Below are 24,817 nucleotides of genomic sequence, written 5' to 3'. Positions count from 1 at the left end.
TCGGTAATTTCGCATGTCGCACTTTAACTTTGACTCGTGCAACTCTATCGTCTGCCAGCCCGGCGCCGTTTCAAGGCTTGGCGAGCTTTGCGTGAACCTGGGAATTGAGCGGGCTTTAATGGTAACGGATCAGGGTCTTGTGGATGCAGGGCTGAACCAGTCAGCGATGACCATTTTGACCGAGGCCGATATCGAATGCCGGCTATTTACCGAGGTGGTTGCGGACCCGCCAGAGTCTGTGGTGGAGAATGCCATTGAATTTGCTCGGGACAATAAAGTCGACGGTGTCATCGGGTTCGGTGGCGGCAGCTCGATGGATGTCGCCAAACTCGTAGCAGCGCTATGCCGGTTACCGATTCAGTTAAAAGAAGCCTACGGTGTAGACAATATTCGCGGCAACCGCTTGCCGCTCATTCAGATTCCAACTACCGCGGGAACCGGCTCGGAAGTTACCCCCATTGCCATCATCACCACCGGGGAAACCACAAAATCCGGCGTGGTCTCGCCAAAACTGTTGCCCGATATTGCGCTGCTAGATGCGGATCTGACTCTCGGCCTGCCGCCGCACGTAACGGCGGCCACCGGTATTGATGCCATGGTCCACGCCATTGAAGCCTACACCAGTGCAATCAAAAAAAACCCTTACTCAGACATGCTCGCCAGAGAAGCTCTGAGATTACTCAGCAGAAACATTGAAACTGCGGTTTACGATGGGCAAAACCGGGAAGCGCGCAGCGCTATGCTGCTGGGATCGCTGCTGGCCGGGCAGGCATTCGCGAATGCGCCGGTTGCCGCGGTACACGCGCTCGCCTATCCACTCGGCGGTCATTTTCATATTCCCCATGGGCTCAGTAATTCGCTGGTATTGCCCCATGTAATGCGCTTTAACCTGCCGGTGGCTGCGCCACTGTATTCAGAGCTCACCCCTATCCTGATCGAAGATTACGACAACCCGGGAGCCGATTCCCTCGAGAGAAGTCACGATCTGATCGATTATCTAGAGCAGCTGATTGCCAAGCTAGAACTCCCAAACCAGCTGCGTGCGGTCAATGTTCCGGAACACAGCCTCAGCGGGCTGGCACACGATGCCATGCTGCAGGAGAGACTACTGGTCAACAATCCGCGGGCACTTACAGAACACGATGCGCTGATGATTTACCGCGCCGCCTACTAATTCGGAGACCGAAAAATGCAGACTGAGAGTTTAAATTCAATTGCGCCCAGCTCTGACTCTGGCGGTGCCGAGGCTGCGAAATCCGGTCGCTATGCCTGGTACGTCATCGGCGTACTGTTGGTTGCCTACACCTTCTCATTTATTGACCGCCAGATTCTCAGCCTGTTGGTGGAACCAATGAAACGCGACCTGGGCATATCCGACACCCAGGTGAGCTTGCTGCAGGGCCTGTCATTCGCGTTGTTCTACACCATCCTGGGCCTGCCGATGGGGCGCCTTGCCGATACCGTAAGCCGGCGCGGGCTTATTGCGACCGGCTTGACCCTGTGGAGCCTCGCCACCGCTGCCTGCGGCCTGGCGGGCCAATACTGGCAATTGTTCGTCGCGCGCATGGGTGTTGGCGTTGGCGAAGCCTCCCTGTCTCCCGCCGCATACTCCCTGATCGCCGACAGCGTGGATCGCAAGAATCTGGCTGCGGCGATTGGGGTTTATTCAATGGGAATTTATATCGGCGGCGGGCTGGCGTTGATTGTCGGTGGCGGCGTCGTGGCCTGGGCCGTGAACATTGATAGTGTTGTGGTTCCGCTCATCGGGGAAGTCCGCTCCTGGCAGCTGGTGTTTCTCGCGGTCGGCCTGCCTGGCCTGCTGCTGGTCCCGTTTGTTCTCGCACTGCGCGAGCCACACCGTACCGGTGGGACGGGTACCGCGATACCTCTGACAGAAGTCTGGCAGTTTCTAAGACAGAACCGCCGCACCCTGACGCTGCTGATTCTCGCCGCTGCGCTGGCATCGCTGGCGGGCTACGGTTCTGTGGCGTGGGTACCCAGCTTTCTCATTCGCAGCCATCAATTGGGCTTTGCCGAGGCTGGCCTTGCCTTTGGCCTGATCGTTTTATTCTTTGGCTCGGCGGGTGTTGTCTGCGGTGGGCGCATTGCAGATTGGATGGGGCAACGGGGGTGGCGAGACGGGAAGCCGCGCACAGCGCTATTCGCAGCACTGCTGGGGCTGGCACCAACGCTTCTCTATCCGCTGATGCCGACGCTCACGGGTGTATTGATACTGCTCTCGGTATCCACATTCTTCACCAATTTCATGATGGGACTGGGGCCCGCGGCCATTCAGGAAGTGGTGCCCGCCAGAATGCGCGGACAGATATCTGCGCTGTACCTGTTTGTGGTAAACATTATTGGGCTGGGACTGGGGCCACTGAGCATTGCGTTGGCGACGGATTTCCTGTTTCAAGACCCGAGCTTGCTGCGCTATTCATTGGTGCTCGCACCGGGGTGCGCACTCACCATTTCCGCGTTACTGCTATGGCGAGCGCTGCCACACTACCGTGCGAGTCTCACAAAAAGTGAGGCAGTATAAACGCACCGATTATTTATTTTTCACGCAATTGAGAAAGAGAATTTGCAAAGACAGCCGTAAAAAATCAGAAGACACTACAGAAGAGTGTCCTCTGACTTTTTCACTTCGTTAAGCAACCAATTCCGGAAAAATTCGATCGCCGTTTTTTTGGCAGAGTTCTTTGAATACAGCAGGTAATAAGACTCCTCTTTCAGCATGGCAAAATTGTGCGCACACGCCACTCTTCCATCCGCAATCAATGGCGCCGTCAGAGGCATATACATGGGAATCAGCCCCAAGCCATCGGCGGCGGCCTGCGAGGCAACGGCGACATTATCCAGGATGATATTGCGCTTTTTGGACTTCAATTGCGGCACACCTGCTGCGGTGAGCCACTGCGACCACAGATCCGGGAGATGCTTGTAATGGAGCCAGTCGAATTCAGCCAGCGATTCCAAATCTTCAAAGGGCGCCGTGCCACCAAGTAACTTCGGCGCGCCCATAATCTGAATGGGAATATCAAATAATTTGTCGAACTGGCAATCCTGCCATTCGCCTTTGCCCAGGCGGATGGCAGCGTCCATAGATCCATCAAGATCCAGTGCCGGGTAGCTGGCATCGACATTGTTTGTAATAAAGGAAATTGAAAAGCCGGGAGATAGTGCTTCGAGGCTGGATAAGCGGCTCATCAGCCACATGGCGTTAAAGGTGGCCGACACATTCAGGCGAAAACTTTGCTCGGCGCGCCCGGTGACCAATCGGTCGGTTGCAGCTTTCAGCTCTGCAAACAGGGGGGCTATTGCTTCGAAGTATTCGGCACCGGCCGCCGTCAGCGCCAGGTTCTTGTTGCTGCGTTCGAATAATCGAAGCCCGAGGAACTCTTCCAGACAGCGGATTTGCCGGCTAATCGCCGATCGGGTAACACACAAATTCTCTGCCGAGCGGCTGAAGTTGAGCGTGCGCGCTGCGCTGACAAAGCACAACATGGCATTGAGCGGGGGGTGTCTATCGAGCATTTCATCGCTTCTTTTTTCGATGATACTACTGACAAACTTTCGACCTGGCAATCCGGAGCCAGAGGTTCAGCTCCGGTAAGAGCAATGTCGGCTCCCCTGCTGTGCTTGCCGGGTTCGACCAGCATAATTTCTGCTTATACTCTGGGAATTTAAACCAATTCTGGCCGCTGCACAGGAATTGTATTCGTACTGCGCTCAACCCGATTCTGCTCATCCAGATAAACCAGCTTGGGCTTAAAGGAATCCGCTTCGGATTCAGACATCTGCGCATAGGCAGCGATGATGATTCGGTCACCAACCTGCACCCGGCGGGCGGCGGCACCATTCATGGAAATAATCCCGGAACCACGCTCCGCGAGAATCACATAAGTGTGGAAGCGTTCCCCATTGGAAACATTGTAAATATCGATTTTCTCAAACTCGCGCAGCCCGGCCAGCTCCACCAGATCTTCATCAATCGCGCAGGAGCCGTCATACCAGAGCTCCGCCTGGGTCACCGCCGCCATATGCAGCTTGCCCTTCAGCATCTCGATTTGCATAACCAGACTCCTATTATTCCAACTACCAAATTTCAACTACCAACTCTTTAAACACTCAACGAAACATTGTCGATCAACCGCGCACCACTGGTGTACATGGCACCCAGGATGGTGATCTCGCAGTCATCGTGGGCCGCGGGCTGCAGATCCTTGCTGTTGCAGATGGAGAAGTAATCCACCTTGAAGCCCGCTTCCTGAATTTTTGCTCGCGCCTCTTCCTCCAGGGCCGGAAAATCCTTGCGACCGTTTTTAATTTCGTTGCTCACCCAGTTCAGCGACTGATTCAGGATCGCCACCTTCGGGCGCTCTTCCTCGGTGAGGTAACCATTGCGCGAACTCATCGCCAGGCCGTCGTCTTCCCGGTGTACCGGCGCCGCGACAATCTCCACCGGAATGCACAGATCCTCCACCATACGGCGAATCACCGCCAGCTGCTGGAAGTCCTTGACACCGAACACCGCCTTGTCCGGCTGCACGATATTGAACAGCTTGGCCACCACGGTGGTCACGCCCTCGAAGTGACCGGGACGGCTCGCGCCGCACAGCACATCGGTCATCGCCGGGCAGATCACCTTGGTCTGCTGATCCATACCATTGGGATAAATTTCTGCTTCTTCCGGATGGAACAGGTAGTCACAATTGGCGGCACGCAACCTGGCCATGTCTTCCTGCATGGTACGAGGGTATTTATCCCAGTCCTCGTTCAGGCCGAACTGCAGGCGGTTGACGAAGATGGAAACCACCACCACGTCACAGTGCTGATGCGCCAGGTTGACCAGTTCAATATGGGCATCGTGGAGGTTGCCCATGGTGGGCACGAAGCCGATGCTCTTGCCATCGCGACGGGCCTCGGCCAGCGCTTGACGCAGGCTGGCCACATGGTGAAAAACTTGCATTAACGGTGTTCCGCCAGAGGTATACACGGGCGGCATATTACCCCCCTGCGCCCATGGGAACAAATGACGTGAACCAGTTGAAACCATTGGTCACATTCGGTTTTTCCCATCACTGGCAAAATTCCTGCGTTGATTCAGGAAGGATTCAGTGTACACAGCGCAAACTGCTCTCCAAGTTATCGAGAAGCCCCTCCAGGGGCACAAGACAGTCGCCCCGGCGGCTGGGGAGAGCGACCATGAAGAGACTGATCACCGTCATTGCTGCCGCGGGCCTGTTACTGACCGCCACACCGACTCTTGCCGATCGAGACGACCGCCATCACCGCGATGAACACCGGGATAAATATGTAAAGCAGCAGCGTGAGAAGCATCACAACAAGATCAGGAAAATCGAGGAGAAACGCCGCGACGTTGTGAATCGTCAACGAAATCAGCAACACGTCCGTGAAGCCCACCGCAAGAATACACACAGCAGGGAGCGCCGAGACGCCCACCAATACTCAGACAACCGCCGTCATGACAAGCGTCACCACGACCGCAAGCACGGTGATCACAAACCGGGCCGGCCGGCGCACAAGCCTGGTAAGCCCTATTATGCCGGCCATCACAAGCCTCACCGCCCCCACTACAGACCACACAAACACCGCTGGCGCCCAAGTCATTACGGCTACGGCTACCGCTGGAAGCGCCTGCCGCGCAGCTACGTCAGTATTCACTTCGGCGGCCTGGGTTACTACTACAGCGACGGCATTTTCTATCGCCCTTACGGTGTAGGGTATGTGGTAGCACAGGCACCGGTCGGCGCGTTTGTACACACCCTGCCGGGGACCGCCGTGAGCGTCACCTTTAACGGTTTCAACTATTACGTGGCCTACGACACCTACTACCGCTGGGACCGCGCCCGTCACGGTTATTTCGTGGTCGCCAACCCCGGCTTTATCTGATCGCGAACAGCACTCACAGGATCCAACCCCAACAACCGAATGAATATTCGGTTATTTACCCAGGCGACTCCCTTGAGTCGCCTTTTTTTGTCCGCGGAACAACGCTTCGCACGCCAAACTCCCGCCCCCGTCAGGCTTATGGATTTTCCTGCTAAAAAACCGAACAAAAATTTAATTTTAAGCTTTAAAAAAGGCCAAATTTCTTTTCTATAGTTATTGCTTTCCACACACTCTGGCCCCAAGATTCGCGCCCCCGAGTGGCCCATGCGAACGGTTACCCGATTTCCTCCATGAACCACCGGCAGCCCCGGAACTCTTCTCGGAGAATGCTTTCGGAACCCCAGAGGTTCCCCCTAACTTAAAAGGCGCCATGAAACAGCAACAAATCGAAAACTGGACCTGCGACGACTCCGCAGATCTCTACGGCATCCGCAACTGGGGTGCCGGGTACTTCAATTTGAACCAGTCCGGCGAAATCACCGTGGAAGTGAAAAACGAAGCCGGTGATTTGCATGCCGTTTCCCTGCTGGATATCGCCCGTGGCGCCACCGAGCGCGGCCTTGGCATGCCCCTGCTGGTACGCTTTGAGAACCTGCTGGACGCGCAGATCGCGCGCATCAACAACTCTTTCCGCAGCGCCATCGAGAGCAGCGGCTACAAGAATGTGTTCCGCGGCGTATTTCCGATCAAGGTGAATCAGCAGTGCCAGGTGATCGAAGAGATCGCCAAGGCCGGTCGTCAGTTCGGCCACGGGCTGGAAGCGGGCAGCAAGGCGGAGCTGATCGCGGCGCTGTCGATCCTCGACAACACCGACGCGCTGATCGTGTGCAACGGCTACAAGGATGAAGAGTTCATCAACCTGGGCCTGCAGGCCCAGCGACTCGGCGTGCAGGTATTCTTCGTGGTGGAAACCCCCTCGGAAGTGGATACCATCATCCACTGTGCCGAGCGCGAGAAGGTCGAGCCCAATATCGGCGTGCGGGTAAAACTGGCGAGCAAGGTGGGCGGCTACTGGAATGCCACCAGCGGCGACCGCAGTATCTTTGGCCTCGGCAGTAACGATCTGATCGCGATGGTCGACAAGCTGCGCGATCACAATATGCTGCACTGCCTGAAGCTGCTGCACTACCACCTGGGTTCACAGGTGCCGAATATCCGCGACATCCGTACCGGCGTGCTGGAAGCCTGCCGCTACTACGCGGATCTGGTGGAAGAGGGCGCAGCCATGGGTTACCTGGACCTGGGGGGCGGCCTGGCGGTGGACTATGACGGCTCCAAAACCAACTATACCCACTCCAAGAACTACTCCCTGGACGAGTACTGTGTGGACGTGGTGGAAGCCATCATGGGCACCCTAGACAGTGAGGGCGTGGAACACCCGGTAATCATTACCGAGTCCGGCCGTGCCACGGTAGCCTATTCGTCGGTATTGCTGTTCAATATTCTGGACACCACCAGCTTCGAGCCTATCGAACTGGAGGAAGACCAGATCGGCGACGACGCGCACCCGATGCTGAAAAATCTGCAGCACGCGCTGCAAAGCGTAACGCCTAGGAATCTCCAGGAGAGTTACAACGACGGCCTCTACTACCGCGACGAGATCCGCGCACTCTACCTGCACGGCCAGGTAAGCCTGCGGGACCGCGCGCTGGCGGAGAACCTGTTCCTGCAGTGTGCGCAGAAGATCCGCAAGCTGCTGGACGAAGTGGAGCAGGTGCCGGTGGATCTGCAGGCACTGCCTGAGGTGCTGTCCGACATTTATTACGCGAACGTGAGTGTGTTCCAGTCCCTGCCGGACATCTGGGCCATCGACCAGTTGTTCCCGCTGGTGCCGGTGCACCGCCTGGATGAAGCGCCGACCCGTTCGGCGATCATCGCGGACATCACCTGTGATTGCGACGGCAAGATCGACCGCTTTATCGATCGCCAGGATGTGCGCAAGACACTGCCACTGCACGCACTGAAGGAAGGTGAAGAGTACATTCTCGGCACCTTCCTGGTGGGCGCCTATCAGGAAACCCTGGGCGACCTGCACAACCTGTTCGGTGATACCAATGTGGTGAGTGTGCGTATTGAAGAAGACGGCAGCGTGGATTACAGCCGTGAAATTCACGGGGACAGCATTGCCGATGTACTGAGCTACGTGGAGTACTCGCCGCAAGACCTGTTCGAGCGCTTCCGCAAGCTGGCGGAGCGCGCGGTAAAAGAGAAACGCATTACCGCGCAGCAGCGCAAGGATATTCTGCACACTTACACGGCAAGCATGAGTGGGTATACCTACTTCGAAAAATAGTAACTGGCACCGGCGGACCTGGTGGTACGTATTTTCGCCAGCCCGGTGGCGGCAGAGCACCGGGCATTGGTTTTCGGAACCGCGGTGAACCCATCCCTGGGCGCTGCGTCGCAAACGTCCTGTTTGCGACGCTTCCGAAAACCAATGCCCGGCACTCTGCCTTAACTTTACATTTCTGTACTCCGTAGCAATATCGAAGTACAAATTTTTGATGCGAAGATCCTGCTGGCGATATGCCTTTGCTGGACCTTCAAAACAGGATGATTTTGCAGAGCCCCATGGATGGGTTCACGGCGTGTCCAGCAAAGGCATATCGCCAGCAGGATTGCCACACAACGACTTCGAGGGTACCCCAAAACCCATAGCCACCCGAAACAGGGAGAAAAAAATGGCCAACGTTCTGATTGTCGGCGCCGGCGGTGTCGGCCAGGTGGTTGCACACAAGTGTGCCCAGGTAGAGGAAGTGTTTGAAAACATCACCCTCGCCAGCCGCACCAAGTCCAAGTGCGACAAGATCGCCGATATGCTGCCGCGTAAAATCAATACTGCGGAAGTGGATGCGGACAACGTCAAGGAAATGGTCGCGCTGATCGAAAAGGTCAAACCGGACATGGTCATCAACGTGGCCCTGCCGTATCAGGACCTGCACATTATGGATGCGTGCCTGGAAACCGGCGTGCACTACCTGGACACCGCCAACTACGAGCCGCCGGAAGAGGCCAAGTTCGAGTACAGCTGGCAGTGGGCCTATCAGGACAAGTTCGAGAAAGCCGGCCTGATGGCGCTGCTGGGCAGTGGTTTTGACCCTGGTGTGACCAGTGTGTTTACCGCTTATGCCAAGAAGCACCACTTCGACCGTATCAAGACCCTGGACATCCTGGACTGTAATGCCGGTGACCACGGCCTGCCGTTTGCCACCAACTTCAACCCGGAAATCAACATCCGCGAAATCACCGCGAATGGTCGCTACTGGGAAGACGGCAAATGGGTAACCACCAAGCCCATGGAAGAAAAGCGGGTATTCGAGTTCCCGGAAGGTATCGGTGAAAAAGACCTGTATCTCCTGTACCACGAGGAGCTGGAATCCCTGTCCAAGCACTTCCCGGAAATCGAGCGCGCGCGTTTCTGGATGACCTTCGGTGCCAGCTACCTGAAGCACCTGGAAGTGCTGCAGAACGTGGGCATGACCAGCATCGAGCCGATCGAATTCCAGGGCCAGGAAATTGTGCCGATTCAGTTCCTGAAGGCACTGCTGCCGGACCCCGCGAGCCTCGGTCCGCTGACCAAGGGCAAGACCTGTATCGGCAACATCATCAAGGGTGTGAAAGACGGCGAAGAGAAGATCTACTACGTCTACAACATCTGCGATCACCAGGAAGCCTATAAAGAAGTGCAGTCCCAGGCCATTTCCTACACCACCGGCGTACCGGCGATGATCGGCGCCAAGATGATGATGGAAGGCAAGTGGATGAAGCCCGGCGTGTGGAATATGGAGCAGCTGGACCCGGATCCCTTTATGAACGACCTGAACAAATACGGCCTGCCCTGGCAGGAAACCTGGCTGGACAAACCGTTCGTTTAACCTTTCCATCTGGACCCCGGCCTTCGCCGGTATGACGATCACCGTCACCCCGGCGAAGGCCGGGGTCCAGTATTCCACTCGATAAACTTTCAGGAACCACACCTCCCATCTATGGACCTCACTCCCCGCAAAGACTACTTCGGCGAATTCGACCCGAACCGCGTTTCCACCCCGTGCTTCGTAGTGGACGAAATCGCCCTGCGCGACAACCTCGAAGTCCTCGCCGACGTGCAAAAGCGCAGCGGCGCCAAGGTACTTGCCGCGCTGAAAGCGTTTTCCATGTTCAGCATCGGGCCCATTGTCGCGGAGTATCTTTCCGGCACCTGCGCCAGCGGCATCAACGAAGCGCGACTGGGCTTCGAAGAATACGGCGGCAAGGATAAGGGCAAGGAGGTACATGTTTTCAGTGCCGGCTACAAAGAGCAGGAACTGAAAGAGATCCTCGAATTCGCACACCATGTGATCTTCAATTCGTTCTCCCAGTGGAAGCGCTACAAATCTCTGTGCCTGGACGCGCAAAAGAAGCGCCCGGAGTTGCAGTTCGGTTTGCGTATCAACCCGGAACACTCGGAAGGTCACACCCCGATCTACGATCCCTGCGCGCCCTGCTCACGCTTGGGCATTGTGCGCTCCCTGTTTGAAGGCGAGGATCTGACCGGTATCAGCGGCCTGCACTTTCACACTTTGTGCGAACAGGACTTCAAACCATTGGAGCGCACCATCAAGGCAGTGGAAGAAAAGTTTGGCGATCTGATTCCACAGATGCAGTGGATCAATTTCGGCGGTGGCCACCATATCACCCGCTGCGATTATCAGGTGGAAGAGCTGATCAGTGCGGTGAAGGCTTTTTCCGCGAAGCACGATGTGCAGGTTTATCTGGAGCCCGGTGAAGCGGTCGCGCTGTTTTGCGGTGTGCTGGTGGGCGAGGTGATCGACCTGACTTGGAACGGCAAGAACCAGGCGATCCTCGACGTCTCCGCCACCTGCCATATGCCGGATGTGATCGAGATGCCTTACCGCCCGGAAATCACTGGCGCATCGCTGCCAGAAGAACTCCCCCACGCTTATCAGTTGGGTGGTCAGAGTTGCCTGGCGGGTGACCGAATCGGCGAATACAGCTTTGCCGAGCCGCTGAAGATCGGCGACCGGATTGTGTTTGAGGAAATGGCCTACTACACCATGGTCAAAACCAACACCTTCAACGGTATTCCGTTGCCTTCCATCGCTTTGTGGAACTCGGATACCGATGAATTGCGGATGATCAAAGAGTTCGGTTACGAGGACTTTAAAAATCGCCTCTCCTAACACCAAGCCACCGCAGGTGCTTTGAAATTACTGCGGTGGCGGAGAAGCACCGGGTACAGGTTTTCGGGACCGCTGTGAACCCATCCCTGGGCGCTGCGGCGCAAACATCCTGTTTGCGACGCTCCCGAAAACCTGTACCCGGCACTTCCCCTTAAATTCCGACTATGTACTTCGTAAGCCAATCAAGCGGCAATTACGAAGTACCAAACTACAAATTGAAGGCCAAGTGCCGGGGATCTGTTTTCAAAAGCGTCGGCGCCATGGACGGCGCCGACGCAGCGTACAGGGACGTATTCACAGCGGTTTTGAAAACAGATACCCGGTGCTTGGCCGCCACCAAAGGTTCTAAAGAACCACGAAACCTAGAACCACCAGGCCAGATCCCATGCACCAAGAAGACCCCAGCATTTTCCTCGGTTCCGAAATCGAGCAGCCGAAGCCCGAAGACGCCCTGTTCCATATCCTGCCGATTCCGTACGAGGAAACCGTCTCCTACGGCGGAGGTACGGGCAAGGGGCCAGCGGCAATTATTGAAGCGTCCCATCAGCTGGAGACCTTCGATAACTTTTCCTCACCCTGCGAACTGGGCATCTACACCCGTGAACCAGTGGATGTGAGTGGCGCCGCAGAGCAGGTGATGGAAAACATCGCCAGCGCCACCACCGACATCCTCAAGCAGGGCAAAATGCCTGTGGGCATCGGCGGTGAACACTCCGTCACCTGGGGCATCATCAAAGGTTACCTGGACGCCGGTATCAGCGACTTCGGTGTAGTGCAGATCGACGCCCACGCCGACCTGCGCGACCGCTACGAGGGCCACAAGCACAGCCATGCCAGTGTCATGCGCCTGGTGTGTGAAGCGGGCATCCCGCTGTATCAGCTGGGCATTCGCGCTTACTGCGAAGAAGAGATGGAAGCGCGCAAGCAGTACAACGTGCGCTACCTGGACGCCCACCAGCTGGTGCCCACCCAGATCCAGTCCATCGAACTGCCGGACGATTTCCCCAGCAAGGTGTTCTTCACCCTGGATATCGACGGTATGGACCCATCGGTCTTCCCGTCCACCGGCACCCCGGTACCCGGCGGTCTCGGCTGGTACCAGACCCTGAACCTGTTCGAATCCGTCGCCAAGCAGCGGGAAATCATCGGTTTTGATCTGCTGGAGTTCGCCCCCATCGATGGCTTCCACGCCTACGAATTCGGTGCGGCCCAACTGCTGTACAAACTGATGGGTATTGTGCAGCGCAATCGCCGCTGACCCCGGCCAGGGTGGCCCACGGGTCACCCTGCGCGGTGCGCTGAGATGACAATTCTTAACGTTCAAATGAGCGCCAACCGTAGCGTGCATCGCCGTATACGTTTATTATTTGTTCAATAGTAAGTGCTCGCTCCGCGGGGGATTCAATGAACAAAACGGCAAAAATCTTGGCGCTCGGCGTGGGCGTCGCAGCCCTGCTGTCGATGGCCTTTGCCGCACCACCAGCTTCCGCACACGGCGGTCATCGCGGCCATTATCACGGCCCGGGCCATCATCATCGCGGATATTGGGGCCCACGCTACCGGGGCCCACGTATTGGCATCGGTGTGACAGTTCCCGTATTGCCCGGTGGATACGTGAACCTGAACGTGGGCGGTCGCCCCTATTTCTACGGTGGCGGCGCCTTCTATCGCCCAGGCCCCAGGGGCTACGTGACCGTGGCAGCACCTCTGGGAGCTGCAGTGCTGACGTTGCCCACAAGTGCGGTTCGGGTTCAGGTGGGTGGCTTCACCTATTATCAGTACGGGGGCGCCTATTATCAGTGGCAACCGCCGGTGAACCGATACGTGGTGGTTCCTGCACCGGCTGCAGTCACCACCACCGTCACTACCACCACAACAACCACATCGGGGCCGGTAGCTCACGGGGCCGCCTACAGCCCTGGCCAGGTGGTGGAGACCCTGCCCACGGGCTATACCGCGGAAGTGATCAATGGCATCCAGTACTACCGCTACGGCGGCCACTATTTTATGCCCACCCAGCGCGATGGCCGCGAGGTGTACGTGGTGGTGCAGGTTTAATCGCGAATAAATTAACAAGGAACTGTTATGCACCTGCGGACACGGAAGTCCCGACTCCTGGCAATCAGCTTGCTGGCAACCACGTGGATCACCACAGCTTTTTCTTCCCCACCATTGGCCGACGCTTTTCCCCAGGGCCGCTGGATTGACCTGTCCCACGATTTCGCCGACGACACGCTCTATTGGCCGACGGCTGATAAGTTTGCCAAGAGCACGGTGTTCGCCGGGGAGACAGACAAGGGTTACTACTACTCCGCCTACAACCTAGCGACCGCTGAACACGGCGGCACTCACGTGGACGCACCGGTGCACTTTGCCCGCGACCATATCAGCGTGGACAAAATACCCCTTGAGCAGTTGATTGGCCCCGGGATCGTGATCCGCGTAGCAGATCAAGTTGGTAAAAAAGATAAGGCTGACCGCAACTACCTGATTTCCGTCGCGGATATTGAACGCTGGGAAAATCAGCACGGCACTATCGCAAAAGATTCCATCGTGCTGTTCGATACCGGCAATGCACAGTACTGGCCGGATGCGGAAAAATATATGGGCACTGCCGAGCGCGGTGACGCGGCAGTGGCAAAGTTGAACTTCCCGGGACTATCGCCGGAAGCGGCGATTTTTCTCGCCGAGAAGCGCGGGGTGAAGGCGGTGGGGCTGGACACCCCGAGCATCGATTACGGTGGATCTAGGCTTTTCAAAACTCACCGGGAATTATTCAAACGGAACATTCCCGCTCTGGAGAATGTGGCGAATCTCCAGTCATTACCGGACAAGGGCTTCACGCTGATTGCACTGCCGATGAAAATTCGCGGTGGCAGTGGTGGACCGACTCGAGTGGTGGCGTTTATTCCCCAGTAGCGGCCGTTAAACGGATGCGGCTACTCCCAATGCAGCCGCATCAGCGTCACTATGGGCCAACTGCAGGTACAACACCTGATAGGTTGCCGGCAGGCCGGCGGGGGTACGCTGCCGTTCATAGGCTTCGGTCAGCGTGCGCAACTTTTTCCGGCTCAACAGTCCCTTGCCCGCTGCGCGGTTGACATTGTGGGCGCCAATACTTTTCAGTTCCTGCATCAGGGTTTTAAGCCGGTCGAAGTGCAATACCCTCTGCTCGGTGGCGATGCTACTGTCCAACTGACTTTTTTCACAGGCACTGCGCCAGGCTTCCACCGGCAGGAAGCGGTTTACATGCACCGCCTCGTCCACCGCCGCCCAGCTCGTTTCCAGTTCTCGCAAGGTGCCCGGCACCAGGGTGGAAATCAGTGTGTTGCCCTCGGGACTTAACACGCGACGGATTTCCGCAAACAGTTTCGGCAAATCGTAGCACCATTGCAGGGCGAAACTGGAAAACACCAGATCGATTGTTCCGCCCGCCAGCGGTAACTGCTCCGCGTCTGCCGCCACATAGCCGTCCGCCACCGGGCGGTGTTGGCGGGCATACCCAAGCATCTGTGGCGCAATATCCAGAGCGATGATCTCCGTATCCGGGAAGCGCTTGCGCAGCAGTTCACTTCCGTAGCCGGTACCGCTGCCGAGATCGAGAATCCGTTTCGGCGACCAGCTCTCTCCGGCGCGGCTCAAAAGCTCCCGGCAAACAGCGCGCTGCAGATGGGCCGCCGCATCGTAGCTGGCGGCGGCGCGGCCAAAGGCGCGTGCCACCGAGGATTTTTCCAGTGGCGCAAGGCTGGTATTCAGTGACCGGGAAAAGCTTCTGATCAGGCCGGCAATTTCCTGCGCGCGCGCAAGGTGCGGGCAGTGGCCCGCCTGGGGAATGACCTTGACCTGCGCACCCACCGCTGCGATCGCCTGGGTCGCGGCCACCGGTACCAGCGCATCTCTCTCGCCGAATATATGCAGCGCGGGGAGCTCCAGCGTCGCCAACAAAGCCCGATTATCGAGCTCGCCGAGGCAGGCCAATGCGTCGCACCAGGCAGCTGGAATGATTGCGGGCTGCCAGCCTTTCAAGGTTTTCAGCAGGCTGCGCATTTCCGAGTCGCCACGGGCCTCGAGACCGCAAAAGCGCACCAGGTTTTTTTCCGGCGCTTTGCGCTGGGCGCGGCAGAACTCTGCAAAGACACGTTCATCCATTCCCGGCCAATCGTCCCGTGCAACAAAGCTGCCGTTGCTGGCGATGGTCACCAGTCCGCGTACCTTATTGCTGCGGACCGCCAGTTGTGTGGCCAGCATTCCGCCCAGGGACCAGCCGATCAGTACACAATCCTCGGGTAACTGCGCTTCCAGTCGAGCAAGCAGTTCGTCGGTATTCGGCCAGGACTCCTGTGCCCATGCACCGAAGCCCGGCAGCTCGATATTGACGGTCTGCACAAACAGCCCTTCCAGCTTTTCGAGCAGCGGCTGCCAGCAGCGCGCGTCGCCGCCCCAACCGTGAATCAACGCCAGGTTCATACCACCACCTCGCGATCTTTGATTAGTGCCAGTGCCTCGACCAGTGCATACAGTAAACCGTCGATCTGCGCTTGCGAGTGCGCCGCCGAAAGGGTGATACGCAGGCGCGCGGTGCCGGCGGGCACGGTGGGCGGGCGAATGGCACCGACCAGGAAACCCGCTTGCTGTAATTGTTCGGCAATGGCCAGCACGGTTTTTTCGCAGCCCAGCACCATCGGCTGAATCGCACTGGTGGAGTTTTCCAGGGGCAGCGCAAGCGCGGCGGCGCGCTCGCGGAAATAAGCAATGCGCTGCTGCAGAGTTTCCCGCAACGGCTCTTGCTGCATCAATTCCAGCGCGCGCAGACAACCCGCCGCCACCGCCGGTGGCATGCCGGTGGTGTAGATATAGGTGCGGGCAAACTGGGTAAGGTAATCGATCAGTGCTTGGGAGCCTGCAATAAAGGCACCGGCGTTGCCGGCGGCCTTGCCCAGCGTACCCATCACGATGGGTGCGGTGTCCTGATCCAACCCCGCCGCAGCAACGCTACCGGCGCAGGAAAATTCTTCGCTGCCCATCACGCCAAAGCCGTGGGCCTCGTCCACCATCAGCCAGGCATCAAAGCGCTGACATAAAGAAGCCATTTCAGCGAGCGGCGCGGTATCACCGTCCATGCTGTAGACGCCGTCTACCGCCAGCAGAATTTTTCCGTCACTTTTTTCACGGGCACGCTTGAGCTGAATTTCCAGCCCTTCCAGATCATTGTGCGCGAAGCGCAGATACTGGGCGCCGGAGATACGCCCACCGTCGATCAGGGAAGCGTGATTGAGTTTGTCCTGCACCACAAAATCACCGCGGCCCACCAATGCGTTGATCGCACCGACGTTGGCCATATAGCCGCTGCCAAACAGCAGCGCGGCCTCGCGACCGGTGACTTCGGCGATCTTGTTTTGCAGCTGCTGGTGACTATCGAAGTGGCCGTTGACCAGATGGGAGGCGGTTGCGCCCGCGCCCAGTAGCGCTCCGCGCTGCTGCGCCTCGATCACCTCAGGATGCGAGGCCAAACCGAGGTAGTCGTTGCTGCTGAAGGCGATCAGCTCGCGGCCATCGACCACCGCCACCGGACCCGGCGCGGCGTTGAGAATTTTGTGCTGGCGATACAACTGCTGCGCCCGGCGCTCGGCCAGGCGCGTGTTCAGAAAATTCTGCAGGCTGGACACAACAACCGAGTCACTTACGCTTTGGCGGCGTCGTAGAAGAACGAATCGTTTTGCTGATCGGCAATCTGGGATTGCAGCTCCGCTTCCACGGCAGCCTCGTCTTCGTGCTGGTGGTATTCCTCCGGCTTGATGCCGAGGCGGTTGAACAGCTGCATGTCCTTATTGGCTTCCGGGTTTCCGGTGGTGAGGAGCTTTTCCCCGTAGAAGATGGAATTGGCACCGGCGAGGAAAGCCAGGGACTGCATCTCGTCGTTCATAGATTCGCGGCCGGCGGACAAGCGCACATGGGACTTCGGCATCATGATGCGGGCCACGGCGATGCAGCGGATAAATTCGAACGGATCGAGGTCGTCGTTGTTTTCCAGCGGGGTGCCAGCCACTTTTACCAGCATATTGATGGGCACGGATTCCGGTTGCTCGGGCAGATTGGCCAGCTGCATCAGTAGCCCCGCGCGATCTTTCTCTTCCTCACCCAGACCGATAATGCCGCCGGCGCAGACCTTCATGCCCGCCGCACGCACATTGGAAAGGGTGTTCAGGCGGTCTTCATAGGTGCGGGTGGTGATGATATCGCCGTAGTATTCCGGGGAGGTATCCAGGTTGTGGTTGTAATAATCGAGGCCCGCTTCCGCCAGATCCTTGGCCTGATCGTCGGAGAGCATACCCAGGGTCATACAGGTCTCGAGCCCCAGGGACTTCACTTCCTTCACCATCTTGGTGACGTAGGGCATGTCTTTTTTCTTCGGCGAGCGCCAGGCCGCCCCCATACAGAAGCGGGTGGCACCACTGGCCTTGGCCGCACGGGCCTCTTCCACCACCGCCTCGACCTTCATCAGCTTCTCGCGCTCAAGGCCGGTATCGTAGCGGGCACTCTGGGGGCAGTAGCTGCAGTCTTCCGGACAGGCGCCGGTCTTGATGGAGCAGAGGGTGCTCACCTGAACCCGGTTGGCGTCGAAGTGCTGACGGTGCACCATCTGCGCGGTAAACAGCAGATCGTTGAACGGCAGCGCGAACAGGTCCAGCACCTGCTGGCGAGTCCAGTCGTTGCGTACCTGGCCGTAAGTGGATGAATCGGAAGACATTTGCGGGTTGGCAGTCACAGGATTACTCTCCTCGGGCGGCAAGACCCAGCAGTCAAAGCCTGGGGCGCTTGCCGTCGACCGGCGCAAGGCGGGGCCTGCGCCAGATTGTTCTTGGCATTATGGATAAAGGCTGTCAGTTTAGCGGGGGCCCCTTCGCTGTCAACCAACAGAACCACTTCTGGTTTACAGGTGCCGTGGCGGGTTCAATCCAGAGTGCGGGCTTGGGAATTGCGATCAGGGAGGATTGCAGTGGCTCTTCTACGACTTTTTGACCAACTTATCAGCCGATCGGTAGATGGGCATCTGGCGCGCTGCCTGCTGTGTGGCAGCAGTGACAAGATACATTTCGGCATTTGCGAGCCCTGCCAGCAGGACCTGCCCAGCCTCGGTCACGCCTGCCAGCGCTGCGCCATCCCATTAGCAGACGCCACCGACCGGCAATGCGCCGGTTGTCTGCAACAACCCCCACCCCAGACCAGCAGCCACGCCACCTGGACCTACGCCTACCCGGTGTCACAGTTGATACAGCGCTTCAAATACCGCCGCGACCTCGCCGCCGGCCGCACCCTTGCAGAACTAAGCGCCGAGCACCTGAAACACCAGCCAATGGGAGAGCAACGCCCGGACGTGCTGGTGCCAGTCCCCATGCACTGGCGCAAGCAACTGTTCGAGCGCGGCTACAACCAGGCCCAGCTGATCGCGGATATCCTCGGCAAGCACTGGCGCATTCCGGTAGACGCCCGCGCCCTGCGCAAGATCACCGCCACCGGCAGCCAACAGAAATTGAAACGCACCCAGCGACTCAAGAATCTAACCCGCAGTTTTAAAGCCCATCCCAGAGTACAGAGGCTGCATATCGGGCTGGTGGATGACGTGATTACTACGGGCGCGACGCAGGAAGCGGCAGCCCGGTCGCTGCTTGACGCAGGTGCGGCGCAAGTCACCAGCTTTGCGCTGGCCAGAACCCCATAATACTCAGCCAGATCCCCACCCTGACCAACCGGTACTCCCGTGCCCGTTTCTAGACCGATGTGACCCTAGGCGCCACAATAGTCGCCCTTTTCAGCGGCTGCGCAAAAATCCACCGGCTGCTAACGTTATAAATAGAGCTCGCCCGATCCGGCCCGGCACTGTAGAGGGCTTCGCGGGTATGACGCACAGGATGATGGGATCAAAACATGAGTACATTCGAAATGCCCCGCGGCATCGTGATCAGTGGTACCGGTCTGTGGACACCGCCGGAATCCATCAGCAATGAAGAGCTGGTGCAGGCACTCAATACCTATGCGGAAAAATATAACCGCGAGAACGCCGATGCCATCGAGTCTGGCGAGCTGCAGGCGAAGCCCTACTCCTCGGCGGAATTTATCGAGAAGGCTTCCGGTATCAAGAGCCGCTATGTGATCAGCAAAGAGGGCATTCTCGATCCACAGCGTATGCGCCCCTATCTGCCAGAGCGCGCGGACGAAGAACTGTGCCTGCAGGCTGAAATGGGCCTGAAAGCGGCGAAGCTGGCGCTGGAGAAAGCCAACAAGAAACCGGAAGACATCGATGCGGTGATTGTGGGGGCCTCCTACCTGCAGCGCGCCTACCCGGCCATTGCCATTGAGATTCAGGCCGAGCTGGGCATCGACGGTTTTGCATTTGATATGGAAGTGGCCTGCTCCTCGGCGACCTTTGCGTTGCAGCGCGCAGTGGACGCGATCAGCTCCGGTTCCGCCAAAGCGGTGCTGGTGATCAACCCGGAGCTGGCCTCGCCCCAGGTGGATTACACCGATCGCGACAGCCATTTTATTTTTGGGGATGTGGCGGTAGCCACGGTGGTGGAACGCAAGGATTCCTGTAACGCGGAAACCGCCTGGGAAATTCTCGGCACCAAGGCAAAGACCGTGTTCTCGAATAATATCCGCTCCAACTTCAGCTATACCTCCCGCGCCGCGGATGTAGATGCATTTGGCGAGGGTAAACTGTTCCGCCAGAACGGCCGCAAGGTATTCAAGGAAGTCTGCCCCATGGCGGCGGCGCACTTGGAAAATCAGGTGCAGGAACTGGGCTACGAGCCCAACGTAATCAGCCGCTGGTGGCTGCACCAGGCGAATATCAATATGAACATGTTGATTGCGAAAAAGCTGATGGGTGACGACGCCTCGCCCGAGCGTGCGCCGATTGTGCTGGATGAATACGCCAACACCGGTTGTGCGGGCTCGGTGATCGCCTTCAACCTGAATAGCGATGATTTGCCGGTGGGCAGCACCGGGGTGATCTGCTCGTTTGGGGCTGGCTACTCCATTGGCAGCCTGGCGCTGGAAAAAGTGGCCCTTTAAAAAATTGCACTGGGGTCATGGGCCCCGGTGCAATATCCGCTCATCAGGGATAGATTCGCGCTTCTTTGCAGCCAATATCCTTTAGGATCCCGACTAGGCGCGTCAAGTCTCTGTCCACAATCGGCGCGTCCTGTTCGTCAGCAAGAATCAGGGACGCTCCATCAGTTGTCCGCACCATGACAAACCACTGCCGAATATCGCTGGGGTTCTTGCGAATCTGAACCTCGTCTAACCGACCGGCTTTAAACTCTTCTTGTGCCTGACCCAACTTCATCTACCACCCCTGTTGCTTCATTCAGTTTCTCCAGCGCTGCTGACAAAGTCGGGAACAAAGTGCACGGATAGATTTCCGGTGCAAAGCCTGCCTTCGCCAGTGTTTTCAAAGGCTGGAACTGGAAATCCGCGAGAAAAACACGGGTTCCCTGTGTCGCGCAGCTTGCCAGAAATCGCTCCAGCGCCAGCAGCCCTCCGGCATCCAGAATTGGGACCGAATCCAGATAAATCACAACCCCTTTGAGCCCTTTGCTGCGGATGGCGAGATCAGAGAACACCTGATCGGCTGCGGCAAAAAATAGGGGCCCGTTTATTTTGAACAGTTTCCATCCGAGAGGCAGCTTCTGACCCACCAGCTTGTGGTTCTCATCAAGCTCCTTCACACGGGTCATTTCTGCGATATTTTTCATAAAAAGCAGAGAGGCGAGCACTACACCTGCGGATATAGCGACCACCATGTCGACAAATACCGTGAGAGCAAAACAGACAGAAAAAACCAGCACGTCACTTATTGGGGCGCTGCGCAGCAAGTGCAACGCTTTGGGCGTTTCACTCATATTCCAGGCAACCACGATCAGGAGAGCCGCCATAGATGCCATCGGCAGGTAGCCCAACACCTGAGACAGTGAAACCAAAGCCACCAGTACCACCAGTGCATGCGTCATCGCTGCGACAGGCGACTGTGCACCGGCCCGAACGTTGGCCGCAGAGCGTGCAATCGCTGCAGTTGCGGTAATACCACCGAAAAAAGGTGTCACCACATTGCCGATACCCTGCCCCATCAGCTCACTGTTAGCACTGTGTTTTTTGCCGGTCATTCCATCAAGTACCACAGCACAGAGTAGGGACTCGATCGCTCCCAGCATGGCAATGGCAAAGGCTGCGGAAAGCAGATCCTGCACCAGCGCCCAACTAAACGTAAGCAGTGCCTCCCCCGCCTGGACACGCTGCCAAGGAAATTGAAAATCCGGCAATAGTGGTGGAATTCCCACCCCCACTGTGCCGTCGGGCAGTGTGAAATCAAAGGTGGAGCTCACCGTCTCTACAGGCATTCCCCAACTGCTGAGGGCAACCGCCAGCAATGTGCCGACCATTACTGCCGGCAGGTGTGCGGGTACTGCGATACCCAGGCGCGGCCAGATCACCATTACCACCAGAGTAGCCGCGCTGACCCACACGCTTGGTAACGACAGACCAGGGGCTGCCAGGGCGAGGGTTTGCACCTTAGCGGCAAACTCGTGAGGCATATCTGCGATCGTCAAGCCAAGAAGATCCTCTACCTGCAGAACCGCAATCACCACAGCAATCCCTGCGGTAAAGCCCAGGGTGACGGATTCGGGAATGTACTGGATGTAGCGCCCCAGCCGCATCCCGGCCATAAGTATCTGCATGACACCAGCCATCACGCTGGCCACCAGTAAGCCGGCGAGCCCGTACTGTTGAACCACCGGCACGAGAATGACCACAAATGCAGCAGTAGGTCCCGACACACTGAAACGTGAACCACCTGCCAGTGGAATCAAAAAGCCGGCAACGAATGCACTGTACAGCCCGTACTGTGGCGCTACACCACAGGCGATTGCCAAGGCCATGGCCAGGGGGATAGCAATGATGCCCACGGTAATACCGGCACCGATGTCGCGAGCGAGCTGTCGGCGCCCGTAGGGAGATTCGCGCAAAGTTTCACGCAGCGCATACCCGAACTGCAAAGAAAAGAGATGTCTTCGATGCGCCATGGAAACACTCCACAGAAAATTTGAGCGAATATTGGATAATAATTATCCTCTCATTTAATACATCTTCAATGTTAATTTGATTAACATATAATGTACTCAGACTACCGCCAGCGCTGCCGAGCACGATTCACATGGAAAACCGCACTGCACGATTGACTCTTTTGATCGACCCCAAAAAGAAAGCCCTCTTTGAAAAGCTGTGTGCCGCGGAGGATGTCACCCCTTCGCAGAAGGTGCGGCAGTTTATTCGCGAGTACATCGAGGAGCAGATGGGGGAAGACTGGAAAAAGCAGGTTTTCGGGGATCGCGACGACTAGCCGCGGCGAGATTCAACCAGAGGCATGACTACCCATTCGGGCTCCTCGTATCCTCCCAGACTGCGAATCTCCACAAAGGGCGCGGCACTCTTGATGATCTTTTCGATTTCGGGGCTGTGATTGTTTTCCATGGCGTCGCGGTGCGCTTTGGATTGCCAGCGGGCGATAGCAATCAGTTTGTCCGGCTCGCCGATTTTGCGGTGTAGTTCGGTACCCATGGCACCGGGAGCCTGCTGAATCAGTTCGGAGGCGCGCACCCAGGCATCCGCATACTCCTCGGCACTGTGGCCCGGCTTCATTTTGACTTCAAAAATGTACTTCACTGCTCACTCCTTTTTGATTTGGCCCGCCACTGGCAACCGCGTTAGCATAGCGCCCCCTGCCAATCCGAGCTTTGCGAGGCTCACTGGAGCACCGCCATGACCGAATCGTCAACATCCTCTCAATCCGCTTCTCACCCTTCCTCTCATCCCTATGACGCACTCACCCCGGACCGGGTGATCGACTGTGTGGAGAGCCTGGGGCTGCTCTCGGATGCGCGTATTTTCCCGCTCAACAGTTACGAGAACCGCGTCTACCAGGTGGGTATCGACGAGGCGCAGCCACTGATCGCGAAATTTTACCGCCCGGGGCGCTGGAGCGATGCGCAGATCAACGAGGAGCACCAGTTTGCGCTGGAGCTGGCGGACGCGGAAATCCCGGTGGTGGCACCACTGGCGTTTAATGGCGAGACTCTGCACGAGGCCCACGGCTTCCGTTTTGCCCTGTTTCCCCGCCGCGGCGGGCACCAGATCGAGCTGGATAATTTCGAGCACCTGGAACAGGTGGGCACCATGCTCGGGCGCATTCACGCCATGGGTGCGGCGCGGCCCTTTGAGCACCGTACCTCCCTGAGCCTGCAACGCTTTGCCATCGACAGCCGCGAATTTATTCTGGGTGGCGATTTCCTGCCGCGAGAAAACGTGGAAGCCTATGCCACCACCACCGCGCATATCATCGAGCAGATAACGCCAATCCTGGAGCAGGACTGGCCGACCATCCGGCTTCATGGCGACTGCCACAGCGGCAACTTTTTATGGCGCGACGAAACTCCCTGGTTTGTGGACCTGGACGACTGCCTGCAGGGCCCGGCGATCCAGGATATCTGGATGCTGATTTCCGGTGACCGCGCCGAGGCCACCGCTTACCTCGATACCGTGGTGGAAGGCTATGAAACCTTCTACCCTTTCGATCCGGCCCAGCTGCAATTGATTGAACCCCTGCGCTGTCTGCGCCAGATGCACCACGCGGCCTGGCTGGCACGGCGCTGGGAGGACCCGGCCTTCCCCATGGCCTTCCCCTGGTTCAATACGCCGCGCTACTGGGCGGAACATATTCTGGCGCTGCGGGAGCAATTGTCCGCCCTGCAGGAGCCGCCGCTGACCCTCGGTGCCGTCTGAATGAAGGAGCAAACCCTGATGGAAACAGCCAAAGCCGAAGTGACCCAGGACCTGATCTGGGAAGGCATCCGCCGGGATGTGTCGGTACAGGTAGAGCGCGAGCCGATTCTGGCAAGCTTTCTGCACGCCACCATTCTCAATCACAACACCCTGGAAGCGGCACTCAGCTTTCACCTGGCCAACAAACTCGACAGCCCGGTGGCGCCGGCACTGTTGATTCGCGAAGTGATCGACGAGGCGCTGGAGTCCGATGCCATCATCGGCGCTGCCGCGCGCGCGGATCTCGCCGCCATCGAGCAGCGCGACAGCGCCTGCCACTCGCTCTACGAGCCCTTCCTGTTCTTCAAGGGCTACCACGCCCTGCAGGCCTGGCGCGTGGCCCACTGGCTGTGGCAACAGAACCGCCGCTCGCTGTCGCTGTTTGTGCAGCACCGTATCTCGGTGGTGTTCGGGGTGGATATCCACCCGGCCGCGCAACTGGGGCAGGGCATTCTGCTGGATCACGCCACCGGAATCGTGATTGGTGAAACCGCAGTGGTGGAAGACAACGTCTCGATCATGCAGTCGGTCACCCTTGGCGGCACCGGCAAGGAATCCGGCGACCGTCACCCAAAGGTGCGCTGTGGCGTGCTGATCGGCGCCGGAAGCAAAATCCTTGGCAATATCGAGATCGGCCGCTGCTCGCAGATTGCCTCTGGCAGCGTGGTACTGAAGCCGGTACCGGAAAAATCCCTGGTGGCCGGTGTGCCCGCCAAAGTCATCGGTACAGCCAGCTGTGAACAGCCCGCCATCTCCATGGACCAGTGCGCCATCTCCAAGGTGGATCAATTGCGCTGATTCTGCTGTCACAGGTTGCGAACAATAGATCGGACCACCGGCAGGGT

At 57.8% G+C, this 24,817-nt stretch carries 23 protein-coding genes; 14 read left to right on the top strand and 9 right to left on the bottom strand.

Features of this window, described 5'->3' with window-relative positions:
* Positions 1-13 precede the first annotated feature (13 nt).
* Positions 14-1,174: an iron-containing alcohol dehydrogenase gene (locus AAFH99_RS04180; protein WP_406828743.1), complete on the top strand. Its 1,161-nt coding sequence runs from the start codon at positions 14-16 to the stop codon at positions 1,172-1,174.
* 15 nt (positions 1,175-1,189) lie between these two features.
* Entirely contained in the window at positions 1,190-2,542 is a 1,353-nt protein-coding gene (locus AAFH99_RS04175; RefSeq protein WP_406828742.1) for a spinster family MFS transporter, read from the top strand.
* Positions 2,543-2,616: 74 nt separating this feature from the next.
* Here the strand turns inward: AAFH99_RS04175 and AAFH99_RS04170 are convergent, their stop codons facing one another.
* The 3 genes from AAFH99_RS04170 to panC form a co-directional block, all read right to left on the bottom strand.
* Positions 2,617-3,537 (bottom strand): LysR substrate-binding domain-containing protein, encoded by a 921-nt coding sequence (locus AAFH99_RS04170; protein ID WP_406828741.1) that lies wholly within the window; start codon positions 3,535-3,537, stop codon positions 2,617-2,619.
* A gap of 149 nt (positions 3,538-3,686) precedes the next feature.
* Positions 3,687-4,076, bottom strand: coding sequence for an aspartate 1-decarboxylase (panD, locus tag AAFH99_RS04165; protein ID WP_043320113.1), 390 nt, complete (start codon positions 4,074-4,076; stop codon positions 3,687-3,689).
* 47 nt (positions 4,077-4,123) lie between these two features.
* The gene (gene panC, locus AAFH99_RS04160) at positions 4,124-4,972 is read right to left on the bottom strand and encodes a pantoate--beta-alanine ligase (RefSeq protein WP_043320112.1); all 849 of its coding nucleotides are present in this window, start codon (positions 4,970-4,972) and stop codon (positions 4,124-4,126) included.
* A gap of 236 nt (positions 4,973-5,208) precedes the next feature.
* On the opposite strand from panC, the gene AAFH99_RS04155 reads away from it, so the two are divergent.
* The 7 genes from AAFH99_RS04155 (at position 5,209) to AAFH99_RS04125 (ending at position 14,015) form a co-directional block, all read left to right on the top strand.
* Entirely contained in the window at positions 5,209-5,916 is a 708-nt protein-coding gene (locus AAFH99_RS04155) for a DUF6515 family protein (RefSeq protein ID WP_406828740.1), read from the top strand.
* Between the two features lie 370 nt (positions 5,917-6,286).
* Positions 6,287-8,209 (top strand): biosynthetic arginine decarboxylase, encoded by a 1,923-nt coding sequence (gene speA, locus AAFH99_RS04150; RefSeq protein ID WP_043320111.1) that lies wholly within the window; start codon positions 6,287-6,289, stop codon positions 8,207-8,209.
* A gap of 388 nt (positions 8,210-8,597) precedes the next feature.
* A complete protein-coding gene (locus AAFH99_RS04145; protein ID WP_043320110.1) occupies positions 8,598-9,791 on the top strand; it encodes a saccharopine dehydrogenase family protein in 1,194 nt (397 codons plus the stop codon).
* A 111-nt stretch (positions 9,792-9,902) separates the two neighbouring features.
* Complete coding sequence (nspC, locus tag AAFH99_RS04140) at positions 9,903-11,096, top strand: carboxynorspermidine decarboxylase (protein WP_406828739.1); 1,194 nt, start codon at positions 9,903-9,905, stop codon at positions 11,094-11,096.
* 385 nt (positions 11,097-11,481) lie between these two features.
* A complete protein-coding gene (gene speB, locus AAFH99_RS04135) occupies positions 11,482-12,354 on the top strand; it encodes an agmatinase (protein WP_043320108.1) in 873 nt (290 codons plus the stop codon).
* A 146-nt stretch (positions 12,355-12,500) separates the two neighbouring features.
* Positions 12,501-13,154 (top strand): DUF6515 family protein, encoded by a 654-nt coding sequence (locus AAFH99_RS04130; protein WP_406828738.1) that lies wholly within the window; start codon positions 12,501-12,503, stop codon positions 13,152-13,154.
* A gap of 27 nt (positions 13,155-13,181) precedes the next feature.
* Positions 13,182-14,015, top strand: a complete 834-nt coding sequence (locus AAFH99_RS04125) for a cyclase family protein (RefSeq protein ID WP_051687298.1) — start codon at positions 13,182-13,184, stop codon at positions 14,013-14,015.
* A gap of 6 nt (positions 14,016-14,021) precedes the next feature.
* Here AAFH99_RS04125 and bioC read toward each other — a convergent pair whose 3' ends face one another.
* From bioC to bioB, 3 genes are read right to left on the bottom strand one after another with little or no spacing between them, the layout of a single operon-like run.
* Positions 14,022-15,563 (bottom strand): malonyl-ACP O-methyltransferase BioC, encoded by a 1,542-nt coding sequence (gene bioC, locus AAFH99_RS04120; protein ID WP_406828737.1) that lies wholly within the window; start codon positions 15,561-15,563, stop codon positions 14,022-14,024.
* Positions 15,560-16,762 carry an 8-amino-7-oxononanoate synthase gene (gene bioF, locus AAFH99_RS04115; protein ID WP_406828736.1) on the bottom strand — a complete coding sequence of 401 codons (1,203 nt, stop codon included), beginning with the start codon at positions 16,760-16,762 and terminating at the stop codon, positions 15,560-15,562. Before bioF ends, bioC begins: the two co-directional genes overlap by 4 nt.
* A 14-nt stretch (positions 16,763-16,776) precedes the next feature.
* Positions 16,777-17,844, bottom strand: a complete 1,068-nt coding sequence (gene bioB / locus AAFH99_RS04110; RefSeq protein ID WP_406829163.1) for a biotin synthase BioB — start codon at positions 17,842-17,844, stop codon at positions 16,777-16,779.
* Positions 17,845-18,093: 249 nt separating this feature from the next.
* Here bioB and AAFH99_RS04105 point away from each other — a divergent pair, with 249 nt between their 5' ends.
* Together AAFH99_RS04105 and AAFH99_RS04100 are read left to right on the top strand one after the other, a co-directional pair.
* The gene (locus AAFH99_RS04105) at positions 18,094-18,816 is read left to right on the top strand and encodes a double zinc ribbon domain-containing protein (protein ID WP_406828735.1); all 723 of its coding nucleotides are present in this window, start codon (positions 18,094-18,096) and stop codon (positions 18,814-18,816) included.
* 206 nt (positions 18,817-19,022) lie between these two features.
* Complete coding sequence (locus AAFH99_RS04100; RefSeq protein ID WP_406828734.1) at positions 19,023-20,168, top strand: beta-ketoacyl-ACP synthase III; 1,146 nt, start codon at positions 19,023-19,025, stop codon at positions 20,166-20,168.
* A 43-nt stretch (positions 20,169-20,211) separates the two neighbouring features.
* On the opposite strand, the gene AAFH99_RS04095 is transcribed toward AAFH99_RS04100, so the two are convergent.
* Together AAFH99_RS04095 and dauA are read right to left on the bottom strand one after the other, a co-directional pair.
* Positions 20,212-20,442, bottom strand: a complete 231-nt coding sequence (locus AAFH99_RS04095; protein ID WP_043320103.1) for a hypothetical protein — start codon at positions 20,440-20,442, stop codon at positions 20,212-20,214.
* Positions 20,411-22,177, bottom strand: coding sequence for a C4-dicarboxylic acid transporter DauA (gene dauA / locus AAFH99_RS04090; protein ID WP_406828732.1), 1,767 nt, complete (start codon positions 22,175-22,177; stop codon positions 20,411-20,413). The genes AAFH99_RS04095 and dauA overlap by 32 nt, the downstream gene beginning before the upstream one ends.
* Positions 22,178-22,308: 131 nt before the next feature.
* On the opposite strand from dauA, the gene AAFH99_RS04085 reads away from it, so the two are divergent.
* Positions 22,309-22,494, top strand: coding sequence for a hypothetical protein (locus AAFH99_RS04085; protein WP_043320102.1), 186 nt, complete (start codon positions 22,309-22,311; stop codon positions 22,492-22,494).
* Here the strand turns inward: AAFH99_RS04085 and AAFH99_RS04080 are convergent.
* Positions 22,491-22,817 carry an antibiotic biosynthesis monooxygenase family protein gene (locus AAFH99_RS04080; RefSeq protein ID WP_406828731.1) on the bottom strand — a complete coding sequence of 109 codons (327 nt, stop codon included), beginning with the start codon at positions 22,815-22,817 and terminating at the stop codon, positions 22,491-22,493. The two genes, AAFH99_RS04085 and AAFH99_RS04080, sit on opposite strands and share 4 nt — an antisense overlap.
* 96 nt (positions 22,818-22,913) lie before the next feature.
* Between AAFH99_RS04080 and AAFH99_RS04075 the strand changes: the two genes are divergently transcribed.
* Together AAFH99_RS04075 and cysE are read left to right on the top strand one after the other, a co-directional pair.
* Positions 22,914-23,933 (top strand): serine/threonine protein kinase, encoded by a 1,020-nt coding sequence (locus AAFH99_RS04075; protein WP_043320100.1) that lies wholly within the window; start codon positions 22,914-22,916, stop codon positions 23,931-23,933.
* Positions 23,934-24,770 (top strand): serine O-acetyltransferase, encoded by an 837-nt coding sequence (gene cysE / locus AAFH99_RS04070; RefSeq protein WP_231491962.1) that lies wholly within the window; start codon positions 23,934-23,936, stop codon positions 24,768-24,770.
* The last annotated feature ends 47 nt before the right edge of the window (positions 24,771-24,817 follow it).

The organism is Microbulbifer sp. ARAS458-1 (assembly GCF_045348205.1).
Classification (GTDB): domain Bacteria; phylum Pseudomonadota; class Gammaproteobacteria; order Pseudomonadales; family Cellvibrionaceae; genus Microbulbifer.
The sequence above is the reverse complement of the archived record's forward strand: the minus strand, read 5'-3'. Positions and strand labels throughout refer to the sequence as shown.

What these genes read in the sequence shown, in the direction of transcription:
- AAFH99_RS04180 (WP_406828743.1), top strand. Translation starts at nt 14, where the DNA reads ATGTCGCACTTTAACTTTGACTCGTGCAACTCTATCGTCTGCCAGCCC.
- AAFH99_RS04170 (WP_406828741.1), bottom strand. Translation starts at nt 3,537, where the DNA reads ATGCTCGATAGACACCCCCCGCTCAATGCCATGTTGTGCTTTGTCAGC.
- bioC (WP_406828737.1), bottom strand. Translation starts at nt 15,563, where the DNA reads ATGAACCTGGCGTTGATTCACGGTTGGGGCGGCGACGCGCGCTGCTGG.
- AAFH99_RS04155 (WP_406828740.1), top strand. Translation starts at nt 5,209, where the DNA reads ATGAAGAGACTGATCACCGTCATTGCTGCCGCGGGCCTGTTACTGACC.
- panC (WP_043320112.1), bottom strand. Translation starts at nt 4,972, where the DNA reads ATGCAAGTTTTTCACCATGTGGCCAGCCTGCGTCAAGCGCTGGCCGAG.
- AAFH99_RS04100 (WP_406828734.1), top strand. Translation starts at nt 19,023, where the DNA reads ATGAGTACATTCGAAATGCCCCGCGGCATCGTGATCAGTGGTACCGGT.
- dauA (WP_406828732.1), bottom strand. Translation starts at nt 22,177, where the DNA reads ATGGCGCATCGAAGACATCTCTTTTCTTTGCAGTTCGGGTATGCGCTG.
- nspC (WP_406828739.1), top strand. Translation starts at nt 9,903, where the DNA reads ATGGACCTCACTCCCCGCAAAGACTACTTCGGCGAATTCGACCCGAAC.
- AAFH99_RS04130 (WP_406828738.1), top strand. Translation starts at nt 12,501, where the DNA reads ATGAACAAAACGGCAAAAATCTTGGCGCTCGGCGTGGGCGTCGCAGCC.
- AAFH99_RS04145 (WP_043320110.1), top strand. Translation starts at nt 8,598, where the DNA reads ATGGCCAACGTTCTGATTGTCGGCGCCGGCGGTGTCGGCCAGGTGGTT.
- AAFH99_RS04125 (WP_051687298.1), top strand. Translation starts at nt 13,182, where the DNA reads ATGCACCTGCGGACACGGAAGTCCCGACTCCTGGCAATCAGCTTGCTG.
- AAFH99_RS04085 (WP_043320102.1), top strand. Translation starts at nt 22,309, where the DNA reads ATGGAAAACCGCACTGCACGATTGACTCTTTTGATCGACCCCAAAAAG.
- AAFH99_RS04075 (WP_043320100.1), top strand. Translation starts at nt 22,914, where the DNA reads ATGACCGAATCGTCAACATCCTCTCAATCCGCTTCTCACCCTTCCTCT.
- AAFH99_RS04175 (WP_406828742.1), top strand. Translation starts at nt 1,190, where the DNA reads ATGCAGACTGAGAGTTTAAATTCAATTGCGCCCAGCTCTGACTCTGGC.
- speA (WP_043320111.1), top strand. Translation starts at nt 6,287, where the DNA reads ATGAAACAGCAACAAATCGAAAACTGGACCTGCGACGACTCCGCAGAT.
- panD (WP_043320113.1), bottom strand. Translation starts at nt 4,076, where the DNA reads ATGCAAATCGAGATGCTGAAGGGCAAGCTGCATATGGCGGCGGTGACC.
- cysE (WP_231491962.1), top strand. Translation starts at nt 23,934, where the DNA reads ATGAAGGAGCAAACCCTGATGGAAACAGCCAAAGCCGAAGTGACCCAG.
- bioB (WP_406829163.1), bottom strand. Translation starts at nt 17,844, where the DNA reads ATGTCTTCCGATTCATCCACTTACGGCCAGGTACGCAACGACTGGACT.
- AAFH99_RS04095 (WP_043320103.1), bottom strand. Translation starts at nt 20,442, where the DNA reads ATGAAGTTGGGTCAGGCACAAGAAGAGTTTAAAGCCGGTCGGTTAGAC.
- speB (WP_043320108.1), top strand. Translation starts at nt 11,482, where the DNA reads ATGCACCAAGAAGACCCCAGCATTTTCCTCGGTTCCGAAATCGAGCAG.